Here is a 20,254-nt window from a genome sequence, read left to right as displayed (position 1 = left end):
AGAAGGCGCGACGGAACCGTCGCATTTTGGCGATGGGCGGCGGTCCCTCACCCCGGCCCTTCTCCCATCCGGGAGGGGTTTCCCGCGCTCTTTCCTATGATGGTCTGGGGAGTCGCCAGAGGCTGACACTACGGACCGGTAGTTCGCTGCCAACGCCGTCGGCCGAGGTGAGGAGCTTCTCCCAGCCTTCCCCGGCCAGCGCCAGCGGCACGCCCTCCCGCCCTCGGTTGACCGCGACCAGCAGGCTCTCGTCACGGCCGTTCAACAGCAAGCAGAAAGCGTCGAGTCCGTTCCAGTCGCCATCGCCGATCCGGCTGCCATCCGGTTTCAGCCAGAGCGCGTCGGGCGGCTCGCCGGCGCCGGTGAGGAAGCTGTCGGCGGTCAGCAAGGGATGCTCGCGGCGCAGCTTCGCGAGCGCCGCGACGAAGCCGATCAGAGCATCGTCCGCTCTCTCCCAGTCGAGCCAAAAGCCAGCATTATCCTGGGCATAGGCGTTGTTGTTGCCATGTTGAGTCCGGCCGAATTCGTCGCCGGCTGTCAGCATGGGAATGCCGCGCGAGAGGAAAAGCGTCGCCAGCAGGGCGCGGATATCGCGGTTGCGAGCCTCCGTGACGGCCGGATCGGGGCTCGCGCCCTCGATGCCGTTGTTCCAGCTATGGCTGTCATTGTCGCCGTCGCGATTCTCCTCGCCATTGGCCTCGTTGTGCTTGGCCGCGTAGCTGACGAGATCGGCCAGGGTGAAGCCGTCATGGGCGGCGAGGAAGTTGACGCTTGCGTCGGGGCCGCGATGCCTGATGGCGAAGAGGTCGGAGGAGCCGGAAAGCCGGGTCGCGAGCGCGCCCGCCATGCCGGCATCGCCGCGCCAGAAGCGGCGGACATCGTCGCGGTAGCGGCCATTCCATTCGGCGAAGGGGGCGGGGAAATGGCCGAGCTGGTAGCCGCCGGGGCCGATGTCCCAGGGCTCGGCGATCAGGATCGCCTGCGACAGGTCGGGGTCCTGCAGGATGGCGGCGAAGAGCGGAGCGTCCTGGGAGAAGCCCGTCTCCGTCCGGCCCATCACCGTGCCGAGGTCGAAGCGGAAGCCGGCGACGCCGAGGCTGCGCCAGTGGCGCAGCGCATCCATCGCCATCCGGACGACCGGGGCGCGGTCGAGCGCGACCGTATGGCCGCAGCCGGTGTCGTTGACGAGCCGGCCTGGGTCGTCGGCGGCATGGCGGTAATAGACCGCGTTGTCGAGCCCGCGCAGGCCGATGGTCGCGCCGTATTCGTCGCTCTCGGCGGTGTGGTTCAGCACGACATCGAGGATCACGCCGATACCGGCTTGCGCATAGGCGTCGCAGAGCCGGCGCAAATCCTCCCCGCCGCCGGGGGCGAGGCGAGGATCGGGCGCGAAGAAATTGACCGGGTTGTAGCCCCAGGCATTGGCGAGGCCGAGCGGCGGGAGATGGCGCTCGTCCATCCAGGCGGCGATCGGCATCAGCTCGACATGGCCAGCGCCGAGCCGGTGGAGATGCGCGACGATGGGCGGCTCGCAGAGCGCAGCCAGCGTGCCGCGCAGGCGCTCCGGCACGGCCGGATGGCGCATCGTAAAGGACTTGACCGCGAGTTCGTAGATGAGGCGAGGCGGCTCGCTTCCGCCGCCCTCGAGACGCCGTTCCTCGGGGCGAGGGCCGGGATGGCCGGCAACGATGCAGCGCGGCACCAGATCGGCCGTCTCCTCGCCATGCCGCGCCAGTTGCGGATCCCAGAGGAAAGCCCGGTCGAGCAGCGTGGCATAGGGATCGACCAGCAGCTTCGAGGGATCGAAGCGGTGGCCCTGCTCCGGCTGCCAGGGCCCTTCGACGCGCAAGCCATAGCGCAGGCCCGCGCTGGCACCGGGCAGGAAGCCGTGGTGGATGTCGCCGCTGCGGCAAGGCAGCGGCAGGCGGGCGATTTCGGTGTCCCCGGTCTCGTCGAAGAGGCAGAGGAGGACGCGCTCGCCGTTACGCGAGAAGACGGCAAAGGTGACGCCGTCTTCCAAGACCGTCGCGCCCATGCCGGCCGGCAGCGGGCAAGGGAGGATGCTGGGGTTCGTCATTCTCGGGCGGAGCGCAGCGCAGAGCCGAGAATCTCTGGCGGGAGATGCCCGGGGCAAGCCCGAGCATGATGCGCCGCGGCGATCATTCTGCTGTCTGGGCGGGCAGGCCCACCGGCACGTTCCAGATCCGCTCGGCATATTCGCGGATGGCGCGGTCGGCGCTGAACCAGGCGCAATGGGCCGTGTTCGTCACCGACATGCGCCACCACGTCGCCGGATCGGCCCAGAGGCCGTCCACATGGCGCTGCGCCTGCCGGTAGCTCTCGAAATCGTTCAGCACCATGAACCAGTCATTGGCGCGCAAGCCATCGACGAGGCCCTGGTACCGCCCGCGCTCGCGGGGCGAGTAGGCGCCGCCCGCCACGGCGTCGAGCACGCCTTCCAGATGCGGGGTCGCGGCGATGACCTCGGCGGTCGGGCGCGGATTGCGCTTGGCGGCGTCGACCTGTTCGGCCGTCATGCCGAAGATGACGATGTTGTCCGCGCCGACGCGCTCGCCGATCTCGATATTGGCGCCGTCGAGCGTGCCGATGGTGACGGCGCCGTTGAGCGCGAACTTCATGTTGCCGGTGCCCGACGCCTCCATGCCGGCGGTCGAGATCTGTTCCGAGAGGTCGGCCGCGGGGATGATGACCTCGGCCAGGCTGACATTGTAGTTCGGCAGGAAGACCACCTTCAGCCGGTCGCGGGTGGTGATGTCGTTGTTCACCACGGCCGCGACGTCGTTGATCAAATTGATGATCGACTTGGCCGTTGCGTAGTTCGAGGCCGCCTTGCCGGCGAAGATCTTCACGCGCGGCGCCCAGTCGCGATAGGGCTCGGAGCGGATGGCGTCGTAGAGCGCGATCGTCTCGAGGATGTTGAGGAGCTGGCGCTTGTATTCGTGGATGCGCTTGATCTGGACGTCGAAGAGCGCGTCGGGGTCGACCGTGACACCGCAATCCTGACGGATGATCTTGGCGAGCTTCAGCTTGTTCTCGCGGCGGATGGCGATCAGGCGCTCATGCACCGCCTTGTCGCCGGCATGGGCACCGAAGCGGCGGATCAGCCCGATGTCGTCGAGCACCGCCTCGCCGCAGGTCTCCTTCAGCAGCTTCGTCAGCCCCGGATTGGCGTTGAACAGCCAGCGACGCTGCGTGATGCCGTTGGTGACGTTGGTGATGCGGTCCGGAAAGATCCGGTGGAGCGGGGCGAAGACCGTCTCCTTCATCAGATTGGAATGCAGCGCCGAGACGCCGTTGACCTTGTGCGAGCCGACGAAGGCGAGATGGGCCATGCGCACGCGCCGGCCATGGGACTCGTCGATGAGCGAGAGCGTCGCCAGGTCGGCATCCGGTTGTTCGCGCCGCACGCCGTCGAGGAAGCGGGCATTGATGCCGAAGATGATCTGCATGTGGCGCGGCAGCAGCCGCTCCATCAGCGCGACCGGCCAGGTCTCCAGCGCCTCCGGCAGCAGCGTGTGGTTGGTGTAGGAGATCGTCGCGTTGGTGACCTCCCAGGCCTGCTCCCAATCCATCTTGTGCTGGTCGATCAGCAGGCGCATCAGCTCGGCGACGGCCAGCGATGGATGGGTGTCGTTGAGCTGGATCGCGACTTTGTCTGCGAGGTCGTCGAGCCGGCCGAACTGGCGGTAGTGCCGACGCACGAGATCCTGCAGCGAGGCCGAGGTGAAGAAGAATTCCTGCCGCAGACGCAATTCCTGCCCGGTCGGCGTGGAATCGTTGGGGTAGAGCACCTTGGAGATCGCCTCGGCGCGATTGCGCTCGGCGACGGCGCCGATCAGGTCGCCCTGGTTGAAGGCGTCGAGCGAGAGCGGGTGCATTGCGCGCGCGCGCCAGAGCCTGAGCGTCGTGGCTTCCCGCCCGCGCCAGCCGACGATCGGCGTGTCATAGGCGACGGCGAAGACCGTCTCCTCCGGCGCCCAGAAGATCTCGCCCGGCTTGTCCGTGCCGGTGACGGAGCCGCCGAAGCCGATCTTGTAGGCGCTCTCGCGCCGCTCGAACTCCCAGGGATTGCGGAAGGAGAGCCAGTCCTCGGGCACCTCGATCTGCTTGCCGCCGTCGATGCGCTGCTTGAACAGGCCATGGTCGTAGCGGATGCCGTAGCCCAGCGCCGGCACGCCGGTCGAGGCCATCGCCTCCATGTAGCAGGCGGCGAGCCGGCCGAGGCCGCCATTGCCGAGCGCGGCGTCGGGCTCGATCGTCTCGATCTCGTTGAGGTCGACGCCGAGCTCGCGCATCGCCTGCGCGAAGGGGCCGGTGAGGCCGAGATTGTTCAGCGTATCGGCGAAGGAGCGGCCGATCAGGAATTCGAGCGAGAGATAATAGACCCGCTTGCGGCCGGTGTCGTAGCTCTCCCGCGTGGAATGCTGCCAGACATCGACGACGTGATCGCGCGCCGCCAGGATGCCCGCCGTCAGCCAGTCATGCGGCTGGGCGACCGCCGGGTCCTTGCCGAGCGAATAGGCGAGCTTGCGCAGGATCTCGGCCTTGAGCCGCTCGACCTGATCGTCCGGCTCGAAATGGACGGCTGGCTGCGGGCTGGTGGCGGTCTCGGTCACGCGCGGTCTTCCCTGGCTGTTTCGAGCGCCGGGAGTGTCAGGGGATTGCCGGCGGGTGTCCAGCCGAATTTGCCGCAGTGCGGTATGAAGCTGCCGCACGGCCCCGCGTGCTGGTTTCGGGCGCCGGTCAATTGCCGCCCGGGCGGGCGTCGTCACGGACACGCCCGCCGAGCTGTTTTGCGCCCTCAACCGAGGAATCCGTCAGCCTGACGATGCTGTTCCAGGCTTCACGCGTATAGGCACCCTGATGAACGACGGCGTCGTAGCCGACGACCAGGACGATGATCACCAGAAGCAGGCGGAACACGAAACTCTCCTCTCGATATCGCGCTATCAACGCGATGGTGGAGGGGAGGGTTCCGCCGTGCCACGAGTGGGATCAGCGCGGCAGCAGATCCTTCAGCCGCAGCAGGGAGATCGTCTCGACCTGTCCCAATGCGGTCGCGAACTCCTGTTCGCGCGTGTTTTTGAGGCGTGTCTCGAAGGCGTCGAGGATCGCGGCCTTGCTCGCGCCCTTCACCGCCATGATGAAGGGAATACCGAAGCGGGCCTTGTAAGCCTCGTTGAGCGCGGTGAAGCGCACGCGCTCGTCGCCGGTCAGACGGTCGAGGCCGGCGGAGGCCTGCTCGCCGGTGGATTCCGGCGTCAGTTCGCCGGCTGCCGCCAGCTTGCCGGCCAGATCGGGATGGGCGGCAAGCAGCGCCTTCTGCTGTTCCGGCCCGGCCTTGCGCATGATGGCGGTCATCGCGGCGTGCAGCCCTTCGGCCGTGTCCTGCGCGGGGCCGATCCCGGCATCGTAGGTCGCTTCGGCGATCCACGGGGAATGCTCCCAGACGCGGCCGAAAACCTCGACGAAGAGAGCTTTCGGCAGTTTGGAGGGAGTATAGCCGCCTTCGGGCGGGTGCGTCCGAACCCAGTGGCGGGCAATGTCGAGCCTTATCGCGACCCAAACCCTGTTATGGCTCTTCACATAGTCGAGGAAGCGGGCGAGCGCAGCGGCGCGGCCCGGCCGGCCGACGAGGCGGCAATGCAGCCCGACCGACATCATCTTCGGCGCGGTCTCACCCTCGGCATAGAGCGTGTCGAACGAATCCTTCAGATAGGCGAAGAACTGATCGCCGCTGTTGAAGCCCTGCGGCGTGGCGAAGCGCATGTCGTTGGCGTCGAGCGTGTAGGGCACGGCGAGCTGCGGGCCCTTCGGGCCTTCAAGCCAATAGGGCAGTTCATCGGCATAGACGTCGGCCGTGTAGAGGAAGCCGCCTTCCTCCATCGTCAGCGGAATCGTGTTCTGCGAGGTGCGGCCCTGGTAGCAGCCGAGTGGGCGTTCGCCGGTCAAGTCGGTCTGGATGCGGATGGCCTCGAGGATGTCGGCGCGCTCGCGCTCCTTCGGCATATCGCGATAGTCGATCCATTTCAGGCCGTGGGTCGCGATCTCCCAGCCGGCTTCCTGCATCGAGCCGACGATCTCGGGATAACGCGCGAGCGCGCTGGCAACGGCGAAGACCGTCACGGGCATATTCCGCTCGGTGAACATCCGCCACAGCCGCCAATAGCCGGCGCGGGAGCCGTATTCGTAGATCGACTCCATGTTCATGTGGCGCTGGCCCGGCCAGGGCGCCGCGCCGACGATCTCGGAGAGGAAGGCTTCGGAGGCCGCGTCCCCGTGCAGGATGTTGTTCTCGCCGCCTTCCTCGTAGTTGACGACGAACTGGACGGCGATGCGGGCCTCGCCCGGCCAATGCGGATGCGGGGCGTCGCGGCCATAGCCCTTGAGGTCGCGCGGATAGGCGGTGTCGGTCATCGGAAAGGTGCTCGCAAACTGATTCAGCTGAGGATCCTAAGTGGCGGCGTCATCGCGTCAAAGCGCGGCCCATGCGGACTCAGCTTCCCCGATAGGTGGTGTAGCCATAAGGCGAGGCGAGGAGCGGGACATGGTAGTGCCGCGTCACCTCCGAGAGGCCGAAGCGGACGGTGACGACATCGAGGAAGGCCGGCTCGGGCAGCGTGACGCCGCGCTCGCGGAAATAGGGGCCGATGGCGAAGTCGATCTCGTAGATGCCCGGTTGCGTCGCCTCCGGCGTCAGGAGCGGAGCGTCGGTGCGGCCATCCGCATTGGTGACCGTTTCGGTGAGCGTCTCGGCGCCCTCCGGTCCGATGCGGCGCAACGAGACCGCGACGCCGGCGGCGGGGCGCCCGCCATGCGTATCCAGGATGTGCGTCGTCAGCCCTGCCATGTCCGGCCTTTCCATCGCCTTGCGTTTCCGGGTCAGCAACTTGCATGCCGACCGCGCTCAACCGTAATTTGCCCTGGGGCGAAGTCCAACGGCGCGTGGCGCCGTTCCCGCCCCCGAACGAGGACAGCGACCCGCGATGCTCAGCGCCTATCTGATGGAATGGGGCAGCATGATGCTGCGCTGGCTCCACGTCATCACGGCGATCGCCTGGATCGGCTCCTCCTTCTTCTTCATCCATCTCGATGCCAGTTTGCGGCCGGCGCCGGATATCCCGCCGGGCACGGGTGGCCGCGCCTGGCAGGTCCATGGCGGTGGCTTCTACGAGATGCGCAAATACATGGTCGCGCCCGCCGTGATGCCGGCGGAGCTGACCTGGCACAAATGGCAGAGCTACTGGACCTGGATCTCGGGCTTCTTCCTGCTGGTCTGGGTCTATTACGCCCAGTCCGAGCTCTACCTGATCGATCCGGCGGTGATGCAGCTTTCGCCCCTGGCGGCTGGGGCGATCGGCATCGCCGCGCTGGCGGGGGGCTGGCTGATCTATGACTGGATGTGCCGCTCGCCGCTCGGGAAGCACGACGTCTGGCTGGGGCTGATCGGCTTCGGCTATGTCGTGGCGGCGAGCTGGGCCTTCGCCAGCGTCTTTTCCGGGCGCGGCGCGCTGATCCATACCGGCGCGCTGATGGCGACGATCATGACCGCCAACGTCTTCTTCAACATCATGCCGGGACAGCGGAAGGTGATCGCGGCGCTGACCGCCGGTGAAAAGCCCGATCCGAAATACGGCAAGGCCGCCAAGCAGCGCTCGACGCACAACAATTACATCACCCTGCCGGTGCTGTTCCTGATGCTGTCGAACCATTATCCGGTGACCTATGCCAATGCGGCGGCGATCCCGTTGCTGGTGGCGCTGGTGATCGTCGCGGGTGCGCTGATCCGGCATTTCTTCAACATCCGCCATGCCGACCATGCGAAATCGCCCTGGTGGTGCTGGGCCGTGGCGATCCTGGCGCTCTGGCTTGCCTTCTGGGTGGCGATGTCGGCCTCGCCCGGCGGGCGCGAGCGGCTCGGCCTGAAGCCGCGCGAGCCGGGCAGGCCTGTGCTGCTGGCGGGGATGGCTCTGCCGCCGGCGGAGGTGACCAACATCGTCACCGGGCGCTGTGCGATGTGCCATGCGCCGGAGCCGTCCTGGCCCGGCATCCAGATCGCGCCGAAGGGCGTGCTGCTCGACGGTCCCGAGCAGATCGCCATCCATGCCCGCGCCATCAGGTCGCAGGCGGTGATGACCCATGCGATGCCGCCCAACAACCTCTCCGGCATGACGGCAGGCGAGCGGCGGGTTCTGGCCGCCTGGCTCGCCGAAAAACCACGCTGAGACGGTTTCGGCGGCGTATCGCTGCCGGTTGAAAGCCGTCTGTTTCGGCGATCGGATTCGGCCTTCGTTCAGCTTTTACGCAATTCGCTCACGGGTCCGTGATTGCGTTCAGATTCAGTTCATCTGCACACCACCAATGTCCTGCTCCACTAAAAGGCCGAAGGGAGGTTCCATGAAGGAGCCGTTCGCGCCTTGGGACCGTGGGGGTCCGTTTGAGACGCTTGGTGAATGCAAGGGGCGCCGGCTACCTGCTGGCGGCCATCGCTTTCGTTGTGGCATGGGTCGTCCTGTGCTGGCCCTGGCTTTCGGGGTCGGTGACGATTCCGTTCGACGCCAAGGCGCATTTCCAGGCGCAGGTCGAGTTTCTGGCGCGGGCGCTGCACTCGGGGCAGTCGCCCTTCTGGAACCATAACGTCTTCGCCGGCTCGCCGCAGGTCGCCGATCCGCAATCGCTGATCTTCTCGCCCGCGATCATCCTGGCGCTGCTTTCGCCGGCGCCGGGCTTCCGCATGGTCGATGCCTTCGTGCTGCTGCATCTGCTGGTGGCCGGCTTTGCCGTGATCATGTTCTTCCGCGACCGCGGCTGGCATCCGGCCGGCGGGCTGATGGCGGCCCTCGTCTTCGCCTTCGGCGCCTCGGCGTCCTGGCGGATCCAGCATATCGGGCAGATCGAGAGCCTGGCCTTCTTCGCCATCGCCTTCTGGCTGACGGCGCGGATGCTGCAGCGCGGCTCGGCCTGGGCCGGCGTCTTCGCCGGGCTCGCAGCCGGGCTGATGGTGCTGAAGCCCGACCAAGTCGCGATGCTCGGCGGCTATGTGCTGATCGGCATGGTCCTGGCGCACTGGATTTCCGGCGGCTGGCCGTCCGTCCGGGCCTCGCTCGTCCCCGCCGCGCTGGCGAGCGCCGCGGGCCTCGCCGTGATCACGGTGCCGCTGCTCTGGACCTGGCTCTTCGCCGAGGCGACGACGCGGCCGGAGATCGGTCTGGGCGTGGCGACGACGGGGTCGCTGCATCCGGCGTCGCTGCTGACCGCCTTCGTCGGCGATCTCTTCGGCGCGAAGAACCCGAATGTCACGTTCTGGGGGCCTTATCTCAACCCGAACTGGGTGAAGGATCTGACGCTGTCGCAGAACATGGCGCAGATCTATATGGGCGCGCTGCCGATGCTGCTGCTGATCGCGCCGGGGCTGACGCGCGGCTGGCTCTGGGACAAGGCGGTCAGGCCGCTGACGCTGCTGCTGCTGTTCATGGTGCTGTATGCGCTCGGCCGCTACACGCCGGTCTTCCAGGTGCTCTACGATTATCTGCCGGGCGTGAAGATGTTCCGCCGTCCGGCCGATGCGACCTTCCTGATCGGCGCTCTCGGGGCGATTCTCTCCGGCTATGTGCTGCACCGGATGCTGACGGCCGAAGGCATCTCCTTCCGGCGCGATCTGCTGATCGGCGGCGCGATCGTGCTGGCCGTGGCGCTGGTCGCGATGCTGCTCTCGCGCAGCGAAGGGCATCTCGGCGATGCGTGGGCGCCCGTTCTGGCGGCCCTGGGCTGGTTCGGCGCGGCTGTGGCGCTGCTTGTCGTCCTGCAGCGCTGGCGCGGGGCGCTCGCGCCGGTCGCGGCGATGGTGCTGGTGACGGGCGTCGTCGCCTCCGATCTCGGCGTCAATAACGGCCCGAACGAATCGACCGCGCTTCCGCCGCAGCTCTACGACGTGCTGCGGCCGACGACGCACAACCAGACCATCGCATTGCTCAAGCAGTTGACGGCGCAGCCGGCGGGGTCGCCCCGTCGCGACCGGGTGGAGCTGCTCGGCATGGGCTTCGAGTGGCCGAATGCCGGCATGGTGCACGGCTTCGATCATACGCTGGGCTACAACCCCCTGCGCCTCGAGGATTTCTCGGAGGCGGTCGGCACCGGGGACGGCATCGCCAATCCCGGCGACCGCAAGTTCACGCCTCTGTTCCCCTCCTACAACAGCCGGCTCGCGAACCTGCTCGGCCTGCGTTACATCGCCTCGCCCGTGCCGATCGAGCAGGTCGACCGCACCCTGAAGCCGGGTGATCTGACGCTGCTCGCCCGGACCAAGCAGGGCTATGTCTACGAGAACCCGAACGCCCTGCCGCGCGTGCAGTTCGTCGGCGGCTGGGCCTTCGCCGATTTCGAGAGCATGAAGCTCTCGGGCCGCTGGCCCGACATCGACCCGCAGCAGGCGGTGCTGCTCGACGCCGAACCGCCGGTCGCCGCGCCCGAAGGGCCGGCCGCGGTGCAGGCCGAGGTCAAGCTGACGAAATACCGCAACACCGAGGTCGAGGTCGAGGTCACTACGCCGGCCGCGGGCTTCGTCGTGCTCAACGATGTCTGGCACCCCTGGTGGCGCGCGCAGGTCGACGGCGTCGACACCGAGATTCTCAAGGCCAATGTGCTGTTCCGCGCCGTGCAGGTGCCGGCCGGCACGCACAAGGTCACCTTCAGCTTCCAGCCGCTTTCGGGCGCGATCGCGGAGCTCAGGGCCCGGATTTCGCCACAGGAGCCGGAAGACACCTTGCCGCCGCCACCGCCCTATGACCCGGAGGAGCCGCAGATCGTGGCAGCGCCGGGCGCGGACCGAATCCTGGCGGGGCCGTCGCCGGCCGTGCGCGATTCGCTCGGCCTCGGGGCCACCCAGCCGGGCGCCGCGTCGCGCAATGGCACGGCCTCCGCCCGGATCTTCGGCGAGACCGAGGCGCACTGAGCGGGAAAGCGACCCAACCGGTCCCCGTTATTGCGAGCGTAGCGAAGCAATCCGGGAGGGCCGGACGAGGCGTTCAGCCCAGTCCTCCCTGCATTGCTTCGTCGCTTCGCTTCTCGCAATGACGATACAGGGTCGCTGCGCGATCTCAGGCGACGCCGAGCTTCTTCTGCAGGCTGGTGGAGGAGGTGGTGTACTGGAAGGTCAGCCGCTTCTCCGGATAGACGTAGCGGTGGACCTTCTGGGCGCAGAGCGCGGCTTCGTGGAAGCCGGAGAGGATCAGCTTCAGCTTGCCCGGATAGGCATTGATGTCGCCGATGGCGAAGATGCCGGGCACGCTCGTCTCGAACTTCTCGGTGTCGACCGGGATCAGGTTCTCGTGCAGGTTCAGGCCCCAATCGGCGATGGGGCCGAGCTTCATGGTCAGCCCGAAGAAGGGCAGCATCGTATCGCAGGCGATCTCGAAGGTTTCGCCGGCATTGTCCCGGCAGATCGCGGCCTCGAGCTTGCCGTTCTCGCCCTTGAGCCCGGTGACCTGGCCGAGCTTCATGTCCATCCTGCCCTCGGCGACGAGGGAGCGCATCTGCTCGACCGAATGCGGCGCGGCGCGGAAATCGTCGCGGCGGTGCATCAGCGTGACGCGGGCCGCGACGGGCTGGAGGCTGAGCGTCCAGTCCAGCGCCGAGTCGCCGCCGCCGACGATCAGGATGTTGCGGCCGCGGAAGGCCTCCATCCTGCGCACGGCATAAAAGATGGAGCCGTTCTCGTAGTTCTCGATGCCGGGGATCGGCGGCTTCTTGGGCTGGAAGGAGCCGCCGCCGGCGGCGATGACGACGGTCTTGGTGTCGAAGACCGTGCCGGCGTCGGTGGTGACGCGGAAGCGCGGTGCCTCGGGGCTGCCCGTCGGCTCGACCGACTCGATCATCTGGTTGAGATGGAAGGTCGGGCCGAAGGGCTTGATCTGGGCGATCAGGTTGTCGACCAGCGCCTGGCCGGTGACCATTGGGAAGCCGGGGATGTCGTAGATCGGCTTCTCCGGGTAAAGCTCGGCGCATTGCCCGCCGACCTTCGGCAGGATGTCGACGAGATGGGCCCGGATGTCGAGCAGGCCCAGCTCGAAGACGGCGAACAGGCCGCAGGGGCCGGCGCCGACGATGACGACGTCCGTCGTGATGACTTCGTTTTCGTTGGCTGCCGCGTCGCTCATGGTCCTGCCTTAGATCCGGTCCAAACCGTGCGTTTTAACGAACTTTGCCGGAGGTGGAGATGAGCCTTCGCCTGCCGCTTGGCAAGTCCGGATCGGGCTCAGGCGCCAGTCTCGGCACGCAGACCGGCCGCCGCGATGCCCGCCAGCGCTGCGGCCTCGTCATTGTCGGAGGTATCGCCGGAGATGCCGACCGCGCCGAGCAGCTCGCCCTCGGACGAGCGGATCAGCACGCCGCCGGGCACGGGCATGAGCAGGCCGCCGACCGCATGGGTGGCCGCTTCGATGAAATAGGGCCGGTCCTGTGCCATCTTGTGGAGCGCGCGCGAGCCGAGCCCGAGCGCGACCGCGCCATGGGCCTTGCCGAACGCGATCTCGCCGCGCTTGAGGCTCGTGCCGTCCTGGGCAGCGAAGCTCTTCTGCGCGCCGCGCGCGTCGATGACCGCGATGGCGAGCGGCTTGAACGCGTTTTCGGTGGCGTGGGCGAGTGCGGCGGAGAGAATCGCCTGGGCCTGGGCGAGCGTCAGCATCATGGGAACTCCGATTCTGAAAGGATGCGTGTTTTGCCAGCCGCGCGGCGTGCGGTGAAGCGCGGCTGTCGGCAAACTGTCGTGCGCCCACGGAGAAAATGACTGCAAACCGGGTTAGACTGCTTGAACTTCGGACGGAATCGGCAAGCAAGCCTTGCGCAGGACGTTCAGACCGGGCTTGATGGCTTGCCAAACCAAGGAGGTATCCATGGGTCTGTTCAGTTTCATCAAAGAAGCCGGTGCCAAGATCTTCGGATCGACCCCGGCCAATGCCGCGACGGCCGATAACCTACAGAAGGAACTGGCTGGCCATGGCCTGCCGTCCGACGTCAACATCCAGATCGACGGCGACAAGGTGAAGGTCTCCGGCAAGGCCGTCTCGACGGAAGAGGCGGAGAAGATCATCCTCGCGCTCGGCAACACCACCGGCGTCGCCCAGGTCGAGTCCGACCTGGTCGTCAACAAGGAGGCTCCGGCCGCGGTGTTCTACACGGTGAAGAAGGGCGACACGCTCTGGAAGATCGCCGAAGAGCATTACGGCAAGGGGCAGGGCGCGAAATACAACGAGATCGTCAAGGCCAATACGCCTCCGGTCAAGAATCCCGACCTGATCCAGCCGGGCTGGGTGCTGCGCATCCCGCCGCTGGGCTGATCCAAGCTTCCATCGCCGGCTCCGCGCCTCGGCGCGGAGCCGGCCCATCATGCGCGACGCCGCGACAAGGAAACCGCGTGTCATGCCGCACCGCCGTTTCGGGGTGTTTGAGGCATTGGCGTTCGGGCGCGGCCGCCTTATCTCCGCTTCCGGATGCAGCCAAGGAAGCGACCCGCCATGACCGTGAACGACCTCGACATCGACGATATCAAGGCGGGCCTCGCCGAGGGCTCGATCCTGCTCGTCGATGTCCGCGAGCCGCATGAGTTCGCAGCCGGGCATATTCCCGGAGCCGTCTCGCGGCCGCTCTCCCAGTTCGATCCGGCCGACCTGCCGGACGAGCCGGGCAAGCGCATCGTCTTTTCCTGCGCGGCGGGCGTCCGCTCGCGGCATGCGCTGGCCTTCGCGCAATCGGCCGGGCTCGACATCGACAGCCATTATGTCGGCGGGTTCAAGGATTGGGCGATGCGAGGGGAGGCGATCTCCTTCGACTGACCGGATGGGTCGCGTTCCGCCGGCCCGTTCAAGACCAGGATTACTGCCATGCCTATCCGTATTCTGCTTCGCAGCGCGGCTTGTGCCGTCGCCATCGTCGCCGCCTCGACAGCGATGGTGTCGGCGCAGGGCGTTCCGGCCCAGAGCGCAGCCTCGGCCCCGGCGGGCGAGGCCGAGCTGCAGGCCGCCATCTCCAAGTCGAACGCCTATACGGCGCTGATGAACCGCACGCTGCGCGCGATCCAATCCTGGGAGCGCTATGCGAGCTGGGTCGACATGAAGAAGGGGCCGACCGGCAAAGAGCGCTACATCGATTACGGGCTCTACAGCCTCTACGACGTCACCGGGGAGATCCAGAAGGCGGAAGAGGCGGCGGCGCGCGCGCCGAAACTGCCGGAGATCGACGCGACGGTGCTCAGCTACATCAAGGCCTATCAGGAGCTGGCGCCGCTGATCACCCGGGCCGAGCGCTACTATGACCGCAAGGACTATCGCGACGACAACCTTGCCGAAGGGCAGAAGCTGCATGCGCAGATGGTGCCGGCGGCGAAGACCTTCCTCGAGCTGCGCGCCAGGCTCGACGCTGGCATGCGCGTCTACAAGACGGCGCTCGACGCGCAGGAGCTGGCCGCGCTGGAGAGCCGCGAGGGCAAGTCCGCGCGCTGGCAGGTCCGCAACGTGATGGTCAACGCCCGGGCGGTCATCGACCTGATGCCGTCGAACGAGAAGCCGATCGTCGATCTCAAGGCGTTCGATACCGCGGTCGCCGGCTATGCCAGGGCGGTCCGCGAGATGGACGATTTCAAGGACAAGAACCCGGGCAAGTCGCTCTTCGTGGACAGCCAGGCGAGCTCCTGGCTCGGCAGGCTGCGCGACTTCAGCAGCAAGCTCGCCAAGAGCAAGGGCGATGTCCGGCGCGGCGCGGCGAACGACGCCAACTGGATCGTGAGCAGCTACAACACGATGATCACGCTTTCGGAATCGGCGGTGCGTTTCTCCCGCTGACGCAATGCGTTGAACGCAGCCCCGACGCATAGGGCGCCGGGGCTGACGACATGCGGTTTCTGTTCCACTCTTTCATTAGAGCCAACTGAGGATATGCCTCATGCGTCCCATGAAATTCGGTTTCGGCCAGCCCGTGCGGCGGGTCGAGGATCAGCGCCTGACCACCGGCACCGGCCGCTATACCGACGACATCGCGGTTGAAGGCGCGCTGCATGCCTATGTGCTGCGCTCGCAATATGCCCATGCGCGCTTCACCATCCGCGACAAGGAGACAGCCCGCAGGATGAAGGGCGTGAAGCTCGTCCTGACCGGCGAGGATGTCGCTGAATACGGCGACCTGCCGTGCAAGGGCCATATCAAGACCGTCTCGGGCGAGATGTCGCAATCGCTGCCGGTGCCTGTGCTGCCGCGCGATACCGTGCGCCATGTCGGTGAGGCCGTCGCCTTCATCGTCGCCGAGACGCTGGCGCAGGCGCGTGACGCCGCCGAGGCGATCGAGATCGACTGGCAGCCGCTGCCGGCCGTGACCGGCATCGAAGAAGCGCTGGCGAAGGGCGCGCCGCAGGTCTGGGTGGACAGGCCGGGCAATGTCGCCTTCGAGGCTGAGCAGGGCGACCGCGAGAAGACCGAGAAAGCCTTCGCCAAGGCGGCGCGCACGGTCTCCCTGACCATCGTCAACAACCGGCTGGCCTCCAACTACATGGAGACGCGCGCCTGCGTTGCCGAATACGACAAGGCCGACAAGCGCTGGACGCTGACGCTGGGCAGCCAGGGCAGCCATGGCATGCGCGACCTGATCGCGACCTATGTGCTCAAGGTCGATCCCAAGCGCATCCGCGTGGTGACGCCGGATGTCGGCGGCGGCTTCGGCACCAAGATCTTCCTCTACCGGGAATATCCGCTGGCGATGATCGCGGCGGAGAAGCTGAAGCGCCCGGTGCGCTGGGTCGCCGACCGCACCGAGCATTTCCTCGCCGACACCCATGGCCGCGCCAATCTCGCCACCGCGACCATGGCGCTCGACGCCAAGGGCAAGTTCATCGGCCTCAAGGTCGATCTTTCGGCTGAGATGGGGGCGTGGCTCTCGCAATACGGGCCGTTCATCCCCTGGGTTGGCACGACGATGACGCCGGGCTGCTACAACATCCCGGCCGTGCATGTGCTGTTCCGCGGCGTCTTGACCCACACCACGCCGATCGACGCCTATCGTGGCGCCGGGCGCCCCGAGGCCGCCTATCTGATCGAGCGGCTGGTCGATGCCATCGCGCGCGAAACCGGCAAGACGCCGGACGCGGTGAGGGCGCAGAACTTCGTCAAGCCGTCCGAGATGCCGCACAAGACCCAGACCGGCCCGGTCTATGATTCCGGCGAGTTCGAGGGCCATATGCGCCATGCCATGCAGGTGGCTGACTGGAAGGGCTTCAAGGCCCGCCACAAGGCTGCGGCCAAGGCCGGCAAGATCCGCGGCATCGGCATGGCCAGCTATATCGAGGCCTGCGGCGGCGGCGGCCCGGAAAGCTCGACCGTGATCCTGGAAAAGGACGGCATGGTGACCGTACTGATCGGCACGCAGTCGAACGGGCAGGGGCATGAAACGGCCTATTCGCAGCTCGTCTCGCAGCATCTCGATATCCCGATGGACCGCATCCGCGTGGTGCAGGGCGATACCGACCGGGTCGAGACCGGCTCCGGCACCGGCGGCTCGCGCTCGATCCCCGTGGGCGGGGCGGCGCTCAACAAGGCGACGGAGATCCTGACCGACAACCTCAAGCAGCTCGCTTCGGAAAAGCTCGAGGCGGCCGTGGGCGACCTCGAGATCGCCAATGGCGCGGTTCGGATCGTCGGCACGGACAAGCAGCTCGACCTCGCCGCCATCGCGGCGCTGCCGGGCGCGACACCAACGATGCTCAAGGTCCATCAAAGCTGGACGCCGCCGGAGGCGACCTATCCGAACGGCACCCATGTCTGCGAGCTCGAGATCGACCCCGGCACCGGCCAGACCGAGATCCTCAACTATGTGGTGGTCGACGATTTCGGCGTCACGCTGAACCCGTTGATGCTGCAGGGCCAGGTCCATGGCGGCGCCGTGCAGGGCATCGGCCAGGCGCTGATGGAGGAGATCCGCTTCGATCCCGACGGCCAGATGCTGACCGCGACCTTCATGGACTATGCGCTGCCGCGCGCCATCGACGTGCCGAACTTCCATTTCGAGACGCGCAATGTCCGCTGCCTCACCAACGCCATCGGCGTGAAGGGGGCGGGGGAGGCTGGCGCCATCGGCGCCTGTCCGGCGGTGATGAACGCGATGGTCGATGCGCTCGACCGCGCCGCCGGGATCAAGGCGATCGACATGCCGGCGACGCCGGTGAAGGTGTTCAACGCGCTGAAGGAGGCCGGCTACCGGCTTTGATGCAAGGGCGGATTTGCAGCTTTGCAAGTCCGCTCACGCAAAAGCGACTTGGCGGCGTCGCGATCATCGTTTGATCTGGACGAGTTCTAAACGGCGCCGTCCGGCGCCCAGACGATTGCGACCTTGCCTCGAAGGGGACCTGAATGATCCGCACCGCTTTCGTGCTCCTGAGCCTCGCGCTCGGCGCCACCGCCGCGATGGCGGAGACGAACCCGATCGCCGAACGTCAGCAGACGATGAAGGCGGTCAGCGCCGCGACGCGCGAAGGCGCGGCCATGGCCAAGGGCGACACGCCATTCGATGCGGGCAAGGCGCAGTCCGTCTTCAAGACCTATGCCGATGCCGCCAAGAAGATGCCGGCGCTGTTCCCGGACAGCTCCAAGAGCGGGGGCGAGACCACAGCCTCGCCGAAGGTCTGGGAGGATCAGGCCGGGTTCAAGGCAGCCTTCGCCAAGTTCGAGGCGGATGCGGAGGCGGGCGCCAAGGCCGGCGATCTCGCCGACTTCCGGACCGCTTTCGGCGCGGCGACGAAGAATTGCGGCGCCTGCCACGAGGCCTACCGCATCAAGAAGTGAGGTGCAGCCCGGCCGTCCAAAGCTGCACGGTGAAGCGGGCGCCATGGCTGGCCGCCCGCTTTTTCGTCTCGGATGGGAGCTTTCGCGCGGCCGCCACGTTAGAGTTAGGTTGATGTGAGATAGCCTGTTCACGGCGCCGTCCTGAGGCGGCACGGTCATGGACCGGTCTGCCGAAGGGATTGGGGAGTTCGCGATGCTGCTGCTGCGCCGCCTTCTGGTCACGCTCGTCCTGCTGGCGGCCGTCGCGCTGGGCGGCTTCTACCTGCTGACCGACCCGCGCATCGTCTCGCCCGCGCCGGAGATCGGTGCCTTGCCGGCGCCCGACCTCGAGAACGGCAAGCTGCTCTTCGCGGCCGGCGGCTGCGCCTCCTGCCATGCCACGCCGGGACAGAATGATCGCACGCGGCTCGGCGGCGGGCTGGCGCTGGCCTCGCCCTTCGGCACCTTCCACGCGCCCAACATCTCGCCGCATACGCGCGACGGCATCGGCAACTGGGGCGTCCAGGATTTCGTCGATGCGATGGCGGCCGGCATCGGGCGGCAGGGCGAGCATCTCTACCCGGCCTTTCCCTACACCTCCTACCGGCTGATCCCACCCAAGGCACTCGCCGATCTCTTCGCCTATATCCGCACCTTGCCGCCGGTCGAGGGCCGGGCGCCGGCGCATGAACTGCGCTTCCCCTTCAATATCCGGCGCCTGGTCGGCGGCTGGAAGCTGCTGTTCTTCCAGGGCGGTTCCTTCAAGCCCGATCCGACCAAGAGCGAGGCCTGGAATCGCGGCGCCTATCTGGTGAACGGTCCCGGCCATTGCGCCGAGTGCCATTCCAGCCGCAACGCGTTCGGCGCCGTCATCCCGGCGACGCGCTTCGCCGGCGGACCGGATCCCGAGGGCAAGGGCACCGTGCCGAACATCACCCAGGACGAGGCCGACGGGCTCGGCAAATGGTCCAAGGAGGAGATCGCGGAGCTGTTGAAGACCGGCTTCACCCCGAGCTTCGACAGCGTCGGCGGCCCGATGGCGGATGTGGTGCGCAACATGGCGCAACTCTCCGACGCCGACCGGGCGGCGATGGCGGAATATCTCAAATCGCTGCCGGCGGTGGCGACCCCGCCGCGGCCGCAAGGGAAATAGGTTTGAGGTCAGTCGGGGCAGCTACGGGGCAAACCTTGCCATTTGCCCGGCGAGCGCGGAAGCATCTGCTTCTGAGCGGTGGCTTAGAGCCGGCAAACGAGCTCAGGCAGACGAGCGCAGGCTGTCCACCATCAGCTTGGTGCCCAGGGCTCCGACCACAGCTCCGGCGGTTCGGTCGATCCAGACCTTGGAGCGGAGATAGGCCGCCTGCGGCGTGCGGGACGAGAAGCCGACGGCCACGACCGTGTACCAGCCGAACTCGATCAGGAAGAGCATCGGCGGCAGAACAAAAAACATCCAGGACGGTGTCGGGGACGGCAGCAGCGCGGCGAACATGGACGCATAGAAGATCGCCGTCTTGGGGTTGGAGAGCTGGACGAAGAGCGCTCGCAGCAACGAGGTCCACAGCGTGCTCTGCCGCTCGCTGGCCGTATCGGCGACCTCCAGCGGTTCGGGAGCGGCGCGCCAGATGTTGATGCCGAGCCACAGAAGATAGGCGCCGCCGGCCAGCCTGAGCGCGATGTTGAGCCATTCGACCTGCAGCAGGATCGCCGTCAGGCCCGCGACCGCGATGGTGGCGAAGACGAAGCCGCCGATGCCCATGCCGATGGCGGCCATCACGCCATCGGTGCGCGAGCGTGAGATGGCAATGCGCGAGACCACGACGAAGCTCGGGCCGGGGCTGATCGCGCCGAGCAGGAACACGCCGAGGATCGAAATCAGGACCGCAAGCTCATGCATGGCTGCCTCTCGTCACTTCCGCTCGACGGCCCTGCGCTGGGGAGGCCGATCTGGAGGGAGCACTGTCGATGCAATCGCCGTGGTTTGCAACGGGTCGGAAGCGGACGTTGGCCTGATAGTGGCTTCAGGCTTATGGTCACCCGAATAATGCTGCGGGGGGCCGTGATCCGATTTCGCAATGCGGCTCTTTGGGTGGTGAGCGTTAGCGCCACTATTGGCTTCCTGATCCTGGCAGGGGCAATCATCGGATACATGTTGCCCCTTAGCGCCTCAGAAGCTTTGAACGGAGCGCCGAAGGGAGCCCACGAGCTTGGTTTCTGGCTCCTCCTCTTGATTTCTCTGCCGCTATGGCTGGCCGGCTCATGGTCATCGACGCTAGCCATCGTCAAAAATGCGGCGGAGAGATCAGGACGACGTCGTGCGATATGGGCTTTCGCGTTGCTCATATCGGCGTTGGCGATGGCCGCAACCAACAACACTTTCGGTTTCGGCGATCTATTCAATCCGATCTGAAAGGCAACAGGCGTTCCAAGGTCTGCAA

At 66.7% G+C, this 20,254-nt stretch carries 17 protein-coding genes; 9 read left to right on the top strand and 8 right to left on the bottom strand.

Going from position 1 to position 20,254, the window contains the following annotated elements:
* Positions 1–94: 94 nt before the first annotated feature.
* The 5 genes from glgX to uraH all read right to left on the bottom strand — a co-directional run bounded on the left by glgX (position 95) and on the right by uraH (position 6,871).
* The gene (gene glgX, locus GY40_RS03615; RefSeq protein WP_038358704.1) at positions 95–2,035 is read right to left on the bottom strand and encodes a glycogen debranching protein GlgX; all 1,941 of its coding nucleotides are present in this window, start codon (positions 2,033–2,035) and stop codon (positions 95–97) included.
* Between the two features lie 124 nt (positions 2,036–2,159).
* Complete coding sequence (locus GY40_RS03610; RefSeq protein WP_038358702.1) at positions 2,160–4,637, bottom strand: glycogen/starch/alpha-glucan phosphorylase; 2,478 nt, start codon at positions 4,635–4,637, stop codon at positions 2,160–2,162.
* A 127-nt stretch (positions 4,638–4,764) separates the two neighbouring features.
* Positions 4,765–4,944: a hypothetical protein gene (locus GY40_RS03605; protein WP_038358699.1), complete on the bottom strand. Its 180-nt coding sequence runs from the start codon at positions 4,942–4,944 to the stop codon at positions 4,765–4,767.
* Positions 4,945–5,016: 72 nt separating this feature from the next.
* Entirely contained in the window at positions 5,017–6,438 is a 1,422-nt protein-coding gene (puuE, locus tag GY40_RS03600; RefSeq protein WP_038358698.1) for an allantoinase PuuE, read from the bottom strand.
* Positions 6,439–6,517: 79 nt separating this feature from the next.
* Complete coding sequence (uraH, locus tag GY40_RS03595; protein ID WP_038359987.1) at positions 6,518–6,871, bottom strand: hydroxyisourate hydrolase; 354 nt, start codon at positions 6,869–6,871, stop codon at positions 6,518–6,520.
* 136 nt (positions 6,872–7,007) lie between these two features.
* Between uraH and GY40_RS03590 the strand changes: the two genes are divergently transcribed.
* Together GY40_RS03590 and GY40_RS03585 are read left to right on the top strand one after the other, a co-directional pair.
* Complete coding sequence (locus GY40_RS03590; protein ID WP_038358696.1) at positions 7,008–8,246, top strand: urate hydroxylase PuuD; 1,239 nt, start codon at positions 7,008–7,010, stop codon at positions 8,244–8,246.
* A gap of 224 nt (positions 8,247–8,470) precedes the next feature.
* On the top strand, positions 8,471–10,972 hold the full coding sequence (locus GY40_RS03585) for a glycosyltransferase family protein (RefSeq protein WP_051987481.1): 2,502 nt from the start codon (positions 8,471–8,473) through the stop codon (positions 10,970–10,972).
* Between the two features lie 145 nt (positions 10,973–11,117).
* Here the strand turns inward: GY40_RS03585 and GY40_RS03580 are convergent, their stop codons facing one another.
* Positions 11,118–12,176 carry an NAD(P)/FAD-dependent oxidoreductase gene (locus GY40_RS03580; RefSeq protein WP_038358694.1) on the bottom strand — a complete coding sequence of 353 codons (1,059 nt, stop codon included), beginning with the start codon at positions 12,174–12,176 and terminating at the stop codon, positions 11,118–11,120.
* A 98-nt stretch (positions 12,177–12,274) separates the two neighbouring features.
* On the bottom strand, positions 12,275–12,706 hold the full coding sequence (locus GY40_RS03575) for a GlcG/HbpS family heme-binding protein (protein WP_038358693.1): 432 nt from the start codon (positions 12,704–12,706) through the stop codon (positions 12,275–12,277).
* Positions 12,707–12,911: 205 nt separating this feature from the next.
* On the opposite strand from GY40_RS03575, the gene lysM reads away from it, so the two are divergent.
* The 6 genes from lysM (at position 12,912) to GY40_RS03545 (ending at position 18,972) form a co-directional block, all read left to right on the top strand.
* Positions 12,912–13,355, top strand: a complete 444-nt coding sequence (gene lysM / locus GY40_RS03570) for a peptidoglycan-binding protein LysM (RefSeq protein WP_038358692.1) — start codon at positions 12,912–12,914, stop codon at positions 13,353–13,355.
* A gap of 177 nt (positions 13,356–13,532) precedes the next feature.
* Entirely contained in the window at positions 13,533–13,850 is a 318-nt protein-coding gene (locus tag GY40_RS03565; protein WP_038358691.1) for a rhodanese-like domain-containing protein, read from the top strand.
* A gap of 48 nt (positions 13,851–13,898) precedes the next feature.
* Positions 13,899–14,855, top strand: coding sequence for a YiiG family protein (locus GY40_RS03560; protein ID WP_081925103.1), 957 nt, complete (start codon positions 13,899–13,901; stop codon positions 14,853–14,855).
* A 100-nt stretch (positions 14,856–14,955) separates the two neighbouring features.
* Positions 14,956–17,265 carry a xanthine dehydrogenase family protein molybdopterin-binding subunit gene (locus tag GY40_RS03555; RefSeq protein ID WP_038358690.1) on the top strand — a complete coding sequence of 770 codons (2,310 nt, stop codon included), beginning with the start codon at positions 14,956–14,958 and terminating at the stop codon, positions 17,263–17,265.
* A 143-nt stretch (positions 17,266–17,408) separates the two neighbouring features.
* The gene (locus GY40_RS03550; RefSeq protein WP_038358689.1) at positions 17,409–17,840 is read left to right on the top strand and encodes a c-type cytochrome; all 432 of its coding nucleotides are present in this window, start codon (positions 17,409–17,411) and stop codon (positions 17,838–17,840) included.
* 193 nt (positions 17,841–18,033) lie between these two features.
* On the top strand, positions 18,034–18,972 hold the full coding sequence (locus GY40_RS03545; protein WP_156115856.1) for a c-type cytochrome: 939 nt from the start codon (positions 18,034–18,036) through the stop codon (positions 18,970–18,972).
* A gap of 102 nt (positions 18,973–19,074) precedes the next feature.
* On the opposite strand, the gene GY40_RS03540 is transcribed toward GY40_RS03545, so the two are convergent.
* A complete protein-coding gene (locus tag GY40_RS03540; protein ID WP_038358688.1) occupies positions 19,075–19,713 on the bottom strand; it encodes a LysE family translocator in 639 nt (212 codons plus the stop codon).
* A 195-nt stretch (positions 19,714–19,908) separates the two neighbouring features.
* Here GY40_RS03540 and GY40_RS03535 point away from each other — a divergent pair, with 195 nt between their 5' ends.
* Complete coding sequence (locus GY40_RS03535) at positions 19,909–20,226, top strand: hypothetical protein (protein ID WP_156115855.1); 318 nt, start codon at positions 19,909–19,911, stop codon at positions 20,224–20,226.
* Positions 20,227–20,254: the final 28 nt, after the last annotated feature.

The organism is Allobosea sp. UNC402CLCol, assembly GCF_000745475.1.
Lineage (GTDB): Bacteria > Pseudomonadota > Alphaproteobacteria > Rhizobiales > Beijerinckiaceae > Allobosea > Allobosea spartocytisi.
This window is presented reverse-complemented; position numbering and strand designations above follow the sequence as displayed.

What these genes read in the sequence shown, in the direction of transcription:
- glgX (WP_038358704.1), bottom strand. Translation starts at nt 2,035, where the DNA reads ATGGGCGCGACGGTCTTGGAAGACGGCGTCACCTTTGCCGTCTTCTCG.
- puuE (WP_038358698.1), bottom strand. Translation starts at nt 6,438, where the DNA reads ATGACCGACACCGCCTATCCGCGCGACCTCAAGGGCTATGGCCGCGAC.
- uraH (WP_038359987.1), bottom strand. Translation starts at nt 6,871, where the DNA reads ATGGCAGGGCTGACGACGCACATCCTGGATACGCATGGCGGGCGCCCC.
- GY40_RS03590 (WP_038358696.1), top strand. Translation starts at nt 7,008, where the DNA reads ATGCTCAGCGCCTATCTGATGGAATGGGGCAGCATGATGCTGCGCTGG.
- GY40_RS03580 (WP_038358694.1), bottom strand. Translation starts at nt 12,176, where the DNA reads ATGAGCGACGCGGCAGCCAACGAAAACGAAGTCATCACGACGGACGTC.
- GY40_RS03575 (WP_038358693.1), bottom strand. Translation starts at nt 12,706, where the DNA reads ATGATGCTGACGCTCGCCCAGGCCCAGGCGATTCTCTCCGCCGCACTC.
- lysM (WP_038358692.1), top strand. Translation starts at nt 12,912, where the DNA reads ATGGGTCTGTTCAGTTTCATCAAAGAAGCCGGTGCCAAGATCTTCGGA.
- GY40_RS03565 (WP_038358691.1), top strand. Translation starts at nt 13,533, where the DNA reads ATGACCGTGAACGACCTCGACATCGACGATATCAAGGCGGGCCTCGCC.
- GY40_RS03560 (WP_081925103.1), top strand. Translation starts at nt 13,899, where the DNA reads ATGCCTATCCGTATTCTGCTTCGCAGCGCGGCTTGTGCCGTCGCCATC.
- GY40_RS03555 (WP_038358690.1), top strand. Translation starts at nt 14,956, where the DNA reads ATGCGTCCCATGAAATTCGGTTTCGGCCAGCCCGTGCGGCGGGTCGAG.
- GY40_RS03550 (WP_038358689.1), top strand. Translation starts at nt 17,409, where the DNA reads ATGATCCGCACCGCTTTCGTGCTCCTGAGCCTCGCGCTCGGCGCCACC.
- GY40_RS03545 (WP_156115856.1), top strand. Translation starts at nt 18,034, where the DNA reads ATGCTGCTGCTGCGCCGCCTTCTGGTCACGCTCGTCCTGCTGGCGGCC.
- GY40_RS03540 (WP_038358688.1), bottom strand. Translation starts at nt 19,713, where the DNA reads ATGCATGAGCTTGCGGTCCTGATTTCGATCCTCGGCGTGTTCCTGCTC.